The following is a 10,301-nucleotide window of genomic DNA, read 5'->3' on the forward strand; positions in this document are numbered from 1 at the left end:
CTTAATTCAATTATGAATTATCAATTACGAATTACGAATTGGGGGAAGTGTTGTAATAGGAATAGTGTTATTGGAAGGCTTAATTCAATTACGAATTACTGAATTACGAATTATGAAACGCGAAGCGGGGGCATTGCCTGTTCCGCTTTTGCAGAAAATGCCATTGAAAATAAATAATGCATTGGGAATAGGAGCTGTTTGCAATAAGATAGTGTTATTGAATTACGAATTACGAATTGCGCTTTCGCTGCATTACAATTCGTAATTCGTAACTCGTAATTGATAATTCGTAATTGAATTTAGTTTGTATACGCGGGGTTTTGTATCAGCACGCCCTTGCTACGGTCTATCTCCTGCTGGGGTATGGGGAAGTAGTAGTGTTTGGGCCGTTCAAAGGTACGCGCCGGTTCTACTACGCTGCCATCATAGGCCAGTTTGGGCTTGTTATAATAAGTAGTAATGTCAATCAGCTTGGCTTTATCCCAGCGGAGCAGGTCCTGGTGGCGCTGGTTTTCGCCGCACAGCTCTACACGGCGTTCATGCATCAGCGCGGGCATACCTGCGCCTGAAACGGCAGGCAGCGCGGCAGATGCGCGCTTGCGTACGGCATTGATCTCCGCATCGCCGGCGCCGGCGCCCATGGTGCGTATCTTGGCTTCCGCCACCAGCAGGTAAATATCTGCGGAGCGCATCAGCGGCGTTTTCAGGGAGTAGTTTAAACCGCCGGAGGGCTTCCAGGCGCAGAACTTGCGGTAATGGCGGCCGGTGGTGGAAAGGTCGGCGGTGTAGGTGGCTACTTCGGTACCAATATCTACTTTATCGCCGGGGCCCATAAAGCAAACTGCCTTGCGCGGGTCATTGGCTTCATATTCATCTACCAGGCCCTTCACCGGGTAAAAGAAGCTCCACCCGCCCCAGGCGCGCGGCGCATGGTAGGTGATGAAATCTGAATACCCCCACCCGTCTACTGTTTGCACGGCCAGCAGCATTTCAGAATTATTACCTGTAGCAGGACTGAAGTTATCGGCATAGTTGGGCGCCAGCGCATAGTTGGCATTGGTGGTTACCTTGGTGCCGTACTCAATGGCCTTATCCATCTTATTCCACTCCATATACAGCTTACACAGCAGGCCCCAGGCAGTGCCCTTGCTTACGCGGCCTTTATCGGCAGCGCCATAGGATTCTGGCAGCAGGTCGGCTGCCTGCAGCAAATCTGATTCAATTTGCATGCGCAGGGTATCGGCGCTTACCTTGGGTTTGTTATAGTTGCCGCTCAGCACATCATCTTCCGTAACAATGGGCGCTTCGCCATAGATCAGCAGCAGGCGCCAGTAGGCAAAGGCGCGGAAAAAGTGCGCTTCGCCCAGGCAGCGGTTCTTGATGTCGGGATCAATATCGGTGATCTTAGGTATGTAAATGAGCGCGTTGTTGGCGCGGTTAATGGTTTCGTATTTCCAGCGCCAGCCAACCCTTACGGAGTAAGTGGAGGGATCGTACTTGAACTCTTCTATTACCTGGTCGTAGTCATGGTCGCCGCCGCGGATCTGGTCGTCCGAACAGTTATCAAATACAAATTCGTTAAAGCCGGTATAATCTTCTTCCAGCAAAATGTTGTAGATGCCGGTAATACCATCCAGCGCATCGCTTTGGTTGCGCCAGTAGTTGCCCGTGGTATAGCTGCCTTTAGGCTTTACATCCAGCACATTGCAGGAGGCGGCCAGCAGGAACAGCGCGCAGATGCCTATATATATTATCCGTTGCATAGTCTTTTCTTTTAAGTGCCTCATAATTAAAAATTAAGCGTTCCGCCAAAAGTAAAGCTCCTGGCCTGGGGGTAGGCTGCTACATCCACGCCGCGCTGGCGGTTGCCGTCGCTGGTACCGTTATAGCCAAGCATTGGCGTTAAACCGGTATAGTTGGTAAGGATGAACAGGTTTTGCGCAGCTACATATATCCGCATATCGGATATGCCGCTGCGGCCCCAGAGCTTTGCGGGGATGGTGTAGCCCAGGGCTATGTTGCGCAGCGTAAAGTAGTTGCCGCTTTCCACAAACCGGTCCGATACGCGCAGGTTCTGGTTGGCTACGGTTAAGGTCATACGCGGTACGGTATTGCTGGTGCCTTCTCCATGCCAGCGGTTTAACGCTTCTGCATACATGTTGTAGGGATAGATGGGGTCCATGCCCTGCATGCGGTCGGCATTATACAGCTGAACGCCGGCCACGCCTGCGAACGACAGGCTAAGGTCAAATCCTTTGTAGTTGGCGCCGGCCTGTATGCCGTAGGTCATTTTAGGATTGGGGCTGCCCAGGAAAGTGCGGTCGTTTTCGTCCACTATGCCATCAGGCTTGCCATTTGCACCACCGGCTACATCCAAAAATATTACGTCGCCGGGCTTAATATCCCCGCGGCGCGGGTCATTGGCAATATTCGGGTCGTTATCTATCTGCGCCTGGTTCTGGTAAATGCCGCCGGTTTTCCAGCCATAAAAAGCGGCCAGCGGCTGCCCTTCGTAGGTGCGGGAAATTTCCGCGCCCTGGCGGCCGTATAAGGTAGAGCTGATGAAAGAACCTTCGTCATACAGCTTTGTTACCGTATTTTTGATAAAAGAGGCATTGGCGGCAATGTTATAGCTGAACGCCTTGTTACCGCCCTGGTAGCTTACTTCAAACTCCCATCCTTTGTTATTCAGCTCGCCGATGTTACGGTCGGGAATACCTGCGGTGCCGTGTTCGTCCAGTTCGGGCGCAGGCACCAGCATATCGCGCGTGGTTTTATAGAAGTAAGTGATGGTAGCATTCAGGCGGTTATTCAACACGCCTGCTTCGAGGCTTACGTTGGTCATTTCCGCTTTTTCCCAGGTAATGTCCGGGTTGGCCAGGCGGGAGTTCCATACGCCAGTGTACGGATTTTCCCCGAAGGAGTAGCGGCGGTCGCGGCTAATGGGCGCCAGGTACTGAAAATCCGCTACGTTCTGGTTACCGAGCTGGCCCCAGCCGCCGGTTAATTTCAGGTTAGAGATAAAATTAAGGTTGTTCTTAATAAAGTTCTCATCTGATATACGCCAGCCCAGCGAGAATGCGGGGAAATAGCCCCAGCGGTTGCCTGCCGGGAATTTGGAGGAACCATCTGCGCGGAAGGTGGCGGTTAGCAGGTATTTATCCTTAAAGCTGTAAAAGCCTCTTACAAAGCCGGAGGCCAGCGCGCTTTGCGGGTTAAAGTTACCGTTGATGGCGTGATAGTCGTTACCGTTATCCAGCACGCGCTGATCCGGGGCTTCATCATTCAGGCCCCAGCTTTCTGCACGGAAATAATACCCGTTAAAGGTTTGTACGGAGTAACCACCGGTTACGGTTACACGGTGCTTTTGCGCAAACAGGCGGTTAAAGGTGAGGAACACTTCGCCCAGCTCTGATTTATTGCTTTCGCTGCGGTTCCACAGTTCGGCGTGGTCGCGGGTGCGGGTTTGATCCAGCACTTTTGGCACAAAGCTGTACTGGTTGTAAATGCTGCCGTCAAAGCCATAGTTACCGCGCAGCGTTAGCCCGTCAATGATCTCTATTTCCGCGTATACATTGCCTAACAGGCGGTAGTTCTTATTCCAGCTGTCGGTAGTTTCGGCGGTAAATACCGGGTTGTTAATGTCGCCCAGCTGGTTGCTGGCTTTGGACGAGCCATAGCTGCCATCGGGGTTGCGCACCGGTATGGCCGGGTTAAAACGCAGGGCGCTGAACAGCAGGCCGGTTTGGGAAGAGTAGGTGTCAAAACCCTGGTTCTGCTTGTAGGTGAGCTGCAGGTTCTCCCCTACCTTCAGGTGCTTGCCTATTTTATGCTCCGAGTTAATACGCAGGGAATATCTTTTAAAGTAGGTATTTTCCACCAGGCCCTTTTCATCATAGTAACCGCCGCTGAACATATAGCTGGAGGAGGCGTTGCCGCCGCGCAGGCTTACATCGGCATTGGTTACGTTACCTGTGCCCAGGATGGCCTTTTGCCAGTCGGTACGCTGGGTGGAGTAGTAAGGATCGTTCCAGATGGGGTCAACGGCGGCGCCGTCGTTGGTGTAGCGCTCTTTTTTCAGCATGGCCAGCTCCGGGGCTGTAAGCAGGGGAATGTAACGGATAACATTCGATACGCCGCGGTACACATTTACCGAAGCCCGCAGCTTTTCGCCGTAGTTACCTTTTTTGGTGGTGATGATAATAACGCCGTTGGCTGCACGGGTACCGTAGATGGCAGAGGAAGATGCATCTTTCAGTATTTCCATAGAGGCAATGTCGTTGGGATTAACGTCATTGATACCGGCGGCCGGCACCCCGTCAATTACCACCAGCGGTTCCGCATTATTAATGGTGCCGGTACCGCGGATGCGGATGCTGGGTGTGGTACCGGGCGATCCGTCGGACCGCACAATATCCACGCCGCTGGCGCGCCCCTGCAGGGCCTGGGCCGCATCGCTCACGGGCAGGTTCTTAATGTCAGCGCCTTTAATAGAAGAAATGGTACCGGTAGCATCCCGGCGGGTTTGGGTACCATAACCTACCACCAGCACCTCATTTAACCCCTTGCTGGCAACTTCCAGGGCAATGTTAATGTTAGACTGCTCGCCAATGGTGAAGGTTTGCGGGCGGTAGCCCACATAGGAAAAGCTCAGGGCCCGTACGCCGGCAGGCACCTGTACTGAAAAACGGCCGGCGGCGTCTGTAACCGCGCCGCCCGGTGCCCCCTGGAGGGTAATGGTTACGCCGGGCAGGCCTGTACTATCTGAAGTACTGGTAACCTTTCCGGTAATGGTTCGCTGCGCCAGCGCCGTGTTTACACACAGGCATAGCAAAAAGAGGAAGCAATAAGACTTCCATGTGTAAAATTTTTGCATAGCAGGAAAAATAAAAAGTGATTAAAACGATTCAGTTGACCTAATCGTGAAAAATGAATAATGCCGCAATTCTCTCTATTCACAAAAATAGATATGGCTGGTAAATAATGTACACACCACATTCATTGACTACACGATGTGCTGTTCTTCATTGTTCTTCTTTATGTGCATAAAGTAGTTGGCTTATTAAAGGTAATGCCCCGGGCAAAGCTAATATAATAGCATTTTACCTACATAACATGCTGTATTAACCCTGTGTTAATTCCCCGCTGTTACTTTTTATTAACCGCTACATAATTTACAAGGGTGCCAATGGGAGGAATTGTTATTTCTACCACATCGTTCTCCTGCAGGGTAAAGCTGTTATCCGGCACCAGGCAGGTGCCTGTCATCAGGTAGCAGCCATCCGGGAAATCGCATTCTCTGAACAGATACCCGGCCAGCTCCTGGTGGCTGCGTTTCATCTGGCTAATGGGTACGGCATCTTTATACTGCACTTCATTGTTGCGCAGTATCTGCATATGTATTTCAGTTTCCGGCGGAAGCGGGTTTTCCGGCACATACAGGCAGGGGCCTATGGCGGCGCTTTTCTCATATACCTTGGCCTGCGGCAGGTACAGGGGGTTTTCTCCTTCTATGCTGCGTGAGCTCATATCGTTGCCGATGGTATAGCCTTGTATACCGCCATAGCTGTTAATGAACAGGGTAAGCTCCGGTTCCGGCACATCCCAGGTAGAGTCTTTACGGATGTACACCTGCTGGCCGTGGCCTACTGCGCGGGCAGGGGTAGATTTAAAGAACAGCTCCGGCCTTTCCGCCTCATATACCATGTCATAAAAGGTGGCGCCGCCGGCTACTTCCGACTCTTCCATGCGCGCTACGCGGCTGCGGTAATAAGTAACGCCTGCCGCCCATATTTCCTGCGCGCCAATAGGCGGCAGCAATTGCTGTTTAATGACAGCCGCTGCATCAGGGGCTGCTGCCGCCACGGAAATAGCCGCCTGCAGGCTGGTGAACAGGTGCGGGCTATTCACCAGCAGGTCCCAATGCGTGTGCAGGTGATAATAAAGCCCGTTGTAATACGCGATAATGCCAGACGTTGTTTTGTAAAGACGGATATAGCTCATGAATATATATTTAGGTGTTATTCGGGAAATGCGGTACGGATGTCGTTAATGGGCATATGCCATAAACGCTGCGCCAGGGAGTCCATTGTAGCATACGGGCCTTCCAGGTGCACGGTGGTTTGCCGGTAGGTGATGGTAGCGCCGGGCGCCAGCGGGCGCGCGTCTGACGATGACTCCAGCTCGTAAAAGGGGCCCATTTGGGAACCATCTTCCAGGGGGCCGTCGTTATAGCAGTTGGCTACATCTCCTTTATAGGGTTCCTTTTGATGCTCCCATTTTGAATTTACATATTTCCCATCCGGGTTAATGCTGAAAAGTATAAGGGTAATGGCGCCGGTTTCCGTATCTACGCTGCCTGTCATGGGCAGGGCAATTTCAGGCGCCAGGCCTATTTTACCGCGATGCCGGCCATTGGCTTTCAGCAGCACCAGGCTGTCTTTTATTTGAAGATACCCGGGTGGTATCTTGCCAAAATAATCATCATGAATAAGGCTACGGGCATTGGCCAGCGGCCTGAAAGGCGCCACTATCACTGCTTTATCTGAGGGCGTATACATGCCCAGGAGCCATATGGATAAAAGGCCGGTGCCCTCTTTCCAGGCAGCATTGCCTTTATTGGTAACGGTATTTTCTGTGCGGTAGGCTACGGAAGCAACGCTTTCAGGCAATGTAAAACCCAGCTGCTGTACAATAGCGGCCCTGTTCAGCAGGGTGATGCTGCGGGTAATACCTACCTGGAAACTGGCGCCGGCATAGTTCTGCAAACTGGCTTCTTTAGCATAGCTCACCATATCCTGGCTTTGCTGCTGCATGATAAACGCTGCCGTATCAATAAGGCCGGGGGTTTGCCAGGTGTCGAAAGTAAAGGGCTTGCCTTTAGGGAAGAACAGGGCGTACTGCCCGCCTTCGGGCCCCAGCCAGAAACGTTCTTCGCCGCCATAGGCATTGATGTGCGGCTGGTATTTACCCGCATCAATCAGCTTATAGTTGATCCAGCCGTAGCTTTTACCCTGGTAGCCGCGGGCGGTGCTGGTCATTACACGCGCCTGGTAGTCGCCGGTTACGAGCACCATGCTGCTATCGTCCCGGCTTTTCAGCGTTACCAGGTTGGCAAGCCGCTGGTGCAGAAAGTTTTCATCGTACTGAAAGGTACCGGCGCTGTCGGCCGGATTTGCCCCGGCAGATTGCTCCTGCTGCCTGGCAGCCGGATGGCAGGAAAAAAGAACAGCAATAAAACATACGTGGAACAGGCGTTTCATGAATTTTAAATTACGAATTATTCAATTACGGACGATGCTGAAGCGGGTAAGCCCCAGGTAATATGATAAAATAAAGAACAAGGTACGGAAAGGTACGGCTCCCGGTAAAATGTTTTACTATCATTCACCCCGTGTATGCGCCGGCGGAGGGAGCAGACGGCTTTGGGCCAAACGTGGAATTGCAGCAGGTTGTTAACCGCCTGCAAGTTGACGTTTTTTTGGATGCCGGTATTATCCTTTACAAGCCAAAAATTATACTATATTGGCAACTATAGCGCTTAATAAACGCCGCATTGTATATTTTCAGATCAAAATCCAGTTCCACATATGAAACCGATCCTCCGCAAAGTAGCTGTGAACGGCGGACAATCCTTTAGCGTGCGGGAAGATGTGCTGCCCTACCTGTACAACCACTGGCATTACCACCCGGAGGCCGAGCTTACGCTGATCCGCAAGGGACGCGGCACGCGACTGGTAGGCGACCACATGGAGCGTTTTACAGATGGCGACCTGGTGCTGTTGGGCCCCAACCTTCCGCATATGTGGCGCAATGATGCCGACTATTTTGATGCCGGCAACGGACTGCATATTGAAGCCGTGGCCATTCACTTTCATGAGCACTTCTGGGGAGATACTTTTTTGCAGCTCCCGGAAATGGAACCGGTACGGCTGCTGCTGAAACAGGCCCGCCGGGGCATTCAGCTGCACGGGCAGGCAAAGGCGCAGCTATCTGCCCAAATGGAGGAAATACTGCATGCCGGCGGCCCGCAGAAAGTTACCATGCTCATTCATTTGCTGACAGCGATTGCCGCCACACCGGAAAAGAGCTTCCTCAGCAGCCTGGGTTTTGTACAGGAATACAACCTGCAGCGCACGGATAAGATCAACGAGATCTATCATTATACTTTCAGCAACTTTACCCAGCCGATTAGTATTGAAACAGTAGCCAGGGCGGTACATATCAGCCCTCACTCTTTTTGCCGGTATTTTAAAACGCGTACCTCCAAAACATATTTCCGGTTCCTGTCTGAGCTGCGGATCGGGTACGCCTGTAAGCTGATACTGGAAAATGATATGAGCATGGCGCAGGTGGCCTATTCATCGGGGTTCAATAATCTCGCAAATTTTAACCGGCAGTTTAAAGCAATTACGGGAAAAACGCCGTTAGGGTATTTTAAAGGGTATGTTGGGGAGGGTTAGGGAGATTTCCTGAGCTATCTTAACCATATCTTTCTCTAACCAGTAAATAATCTTGTAATGCCCTTTGACCAGGAAACGATATTCCTTACTTCTGTGTTGAAGAAGGGGCTCAGGAGGACCTATTCTGGGATGGGTTTGGAGAAGGCGTTATGCTTGTAATAATCAAAAATATCTCTCAGCTGGTTTTGTGCAGTATGGGTCCATAATACTTTTATTCCCAATTGTCAATCTCTTTCTTTAGATCATTGGCGCTGGTTAAACGCCCGTTTCGATCATCTTTTTCTGCCTGATCTATAACAGTATTAAGCTCTTCTAATGACATAGGATATGACAGGTCTTCTGCTGTTAATTTGGATTGCTCCATGCGCAGCATGTTTTTAAACCGGCGTATAACCGCCTCATTCTGAATACATAAGAAGTTTTGAATGAAATTGATCTTCCTGGCCTGAAGGTTACTGCGCATAATCAACCTGTTTGTTATAGAGATACAAAATTCGCCTTACCTTGCCAAAACTCCCCTCTCATGAAAAAATCCATGACCCGCAGCCATAGCCGGCTGCCGATCATGGACTATCCATCACAGACTATCTTATCCTAGAAATTCCAGCCGGCTTTCAGGCCCCAGAAACCCAGGTGGCCATCTTTAAACCAGGATTCGTATTTGGCTTCAAGGTCAAAGCCTAGTACGCGCAGGCCAATGCCCGGGGCAAAGATAGCAGCTGTGCCATCGCCACCGGTAAGGTTAGCTGCGCCGCCCTCTACCTTCACGTACAGCAGCGGAATGAACTTGTACTTGATGCCTACACGTACCGGTACGGCAGATAATGCATCGTATTTTGCGTTAACACCCGGCGATACCTCAAACGACTTGCCGCCAAAGCGCATATAACTAACGGAGCCGGTTACACCCAAACCGCCTATCAGTTTAATATCCGCTCCCACACCGATACCATAGCCGGTGTTGTACATGTCTTTCATGTCCCCAACCGGGAAGCCGGCTTCCACGAAAGGACCAATACTAAATCTTTTCAATTGCGCTTTAGAAATGCCGCTGGTCATACACAGCACCAGCAGCACGCCAGTTATCATAGAAAGGATCTTTTTCATCTGAGTGGTTTTGTTCAGGAAAAGGTTATTATAAATTTTACGTAAATGTAAATAATTATTTTATAAAGTTATGAAAGCGTATACGGCATACAACCATTCTATGTTATTAAGTGTTAACCCATTAAACCATCCGGGTAGCGGCTGGTCTTTATAACGCAGCCGGCCGCCATGTTTTACCACCGCCGACAGTGCCTGTTAAGTACTGTTAACAACTGTTAAATACTACTAACAAAACACGGTCTGGTTTAAAAAGTGCAGGTTATTTGCATGATGCGGCTGTTTCCTGTTATCCATTATTTATTTACCCCCGGTTGAATATATTACGAACAGGATATACCATGAACAGGATCATCGTTTTACTGGCGGTCTTATGGACCGCCGGCGCCCCGCCCCTGCTGGCGCAGGACACCATTAACACGGCCGGTTTGCCGGATAAATGGAGCCTGCAGCAGTGCCTTGATTATGCACGCCGGCACAATATACAGCTCAACAGCCTGCGCTTAAACCAGGCCACCAGCGAGCAGGATCTGCTACAATCCAGGGCAGCACGCCTCCCCAGCCTGGACGGCACGGTTACACAATCTTTTACCAATTCCAGGAATACCAATCCCGTAGTAGGCGGTTTTCAAACGCAGTCCAGCCTGGCCAGCAACTATGCGCTCAACTCTTCATGGGTGCTGTACCAGGGCGGCTACATCCGTAACGACATCAGGGAAAAGAACCTGCTGCTGC

8 protein-coding genes are annotated in these 10,301 nt (G+C 50.9%); 2 read left to right on the plus strand and 6 right to left on the minus strand.

Going from position 1 to position 10,301, the window contains the following annotated elements:
- Window positions 1-299 precede the first annotated feature (299 nt).
- The 4 genes from VFS25_RS14240 to VFS25_RS14255 form a co-directional block, all read right to left on the minus strand.
- Window positions 300-1,763, minus strand: coding sequence for a RagB/SusD family nutrient uptake outer membrane protein (locus VFS25_RS14240; protein ID WP_326462825.1), 1,464 nt, complete (start codon window positions 1,761-1,763; stop codon window positions 300-302).
- Between the two features lie 26 nt (window positions 1,764-1,789).
- Window positions 1,790-4,876 (minus strand): TonB-dependent receptor, encoded by a 3,087-nt coding sequence (locus VFS25_RS14245; RefSeq protein WP_326462826.1) that lies wholly within the window; start codon window positions 4,874-4,876, stop codon window positions 1,790-1,792.
- Between the two features lie 272 nt (window positions 4,877-5,148).
- Window positions 5,149-6,003 carry a fumarylacetoacetate hydrolase family protein gene (locus VFS25_RS14250; protein WP_326462827.1) on the minus strand — a complete coding sequence of 285 codons (855 nt, stop codon included), beginning with the start codon at window positions 6,001-6,003 and terminating at the stop codon, window positions 5,149-5,151.
- Window positions 6,004-6,020: 17 nt separating this feature from the next.
- Window positions 6,021-7,262, minus strand: a complete 1,242-nt coding sequence (locus VFS25_RS14255) for a DUF6786 family protein (protein WP_326462828.1) — start codon at window positions 7,260-7,262, stop codon at window positions 6,021-6,023.
- A gap of 327 nt (window positions 7,263-7,589) precedes the next feature.
- Between VFS25_RS14255 and VFS25_RS14260 the strand changes: the two genes are divergently transcribed.
- Entirely contained in the window at window positions 7,590-8,462 is an 873-nt protein-coding gene (locus VFS25_RS14260) for an AraC family transcriptional regulator (protein WP_326462829.1), read from the plus strand.
- A 211-nt stretch (window positions 8,463-8,673) separates the two neighbouring features.
- Here VFS25_RS14260 and VFS25_RS14265 read toward each other — a convergent pair whose 3' ends face one another.
- Together VFS25_RS14265 and VFS25_RS14270 are read right to left on the minus strand one after the other, a co-directional pair.
- Window positions 8,674-8,925 (minus strand): hypothetical protein, encoded by a 252-nt coding sequence (locus tag VFS25_RS14265; RefSeq protein WP_326462830.1) that lies wholly within the window; start codon window positions 8,923-8,925, stop codon window positions 8,674-8,676.
- A 131-nt stretch (window positions 8,926-9,056) separates the two neighbouring features.
- The gene (locus VFS25_RS14270) at window positions 9,057-9,569 is read right to left on the minus strand and encodes a hypothetical protein (protein WP_326462831.1); all 513 of its coding nucleotides are present in this window, start codon (window positions 9,567-9,569) and stop codon (window positions 9,057-9,059) included.
- Between the two features lie 338 nt (window positions 9,570-9,907).
- Between VFS25_RS14270 and VFS25_RS14275 the strand changes: the two genes are divergently transcribed.
- The coding region (locus VFS25_RS14275; RefSeq protein WP_326462832.1) for a TolC family protein at window positions 9,908-10,301 on the plus strand (394 nt) is incomplete at its 3' end.

The organism is Chitinophaga sp., assembly GCF_035761305.1.
GTDB lineage: Bacteria > Bacteroidota > Bacteroidia > Chitinophagales > Chitinophagaceae > Chitinophaga.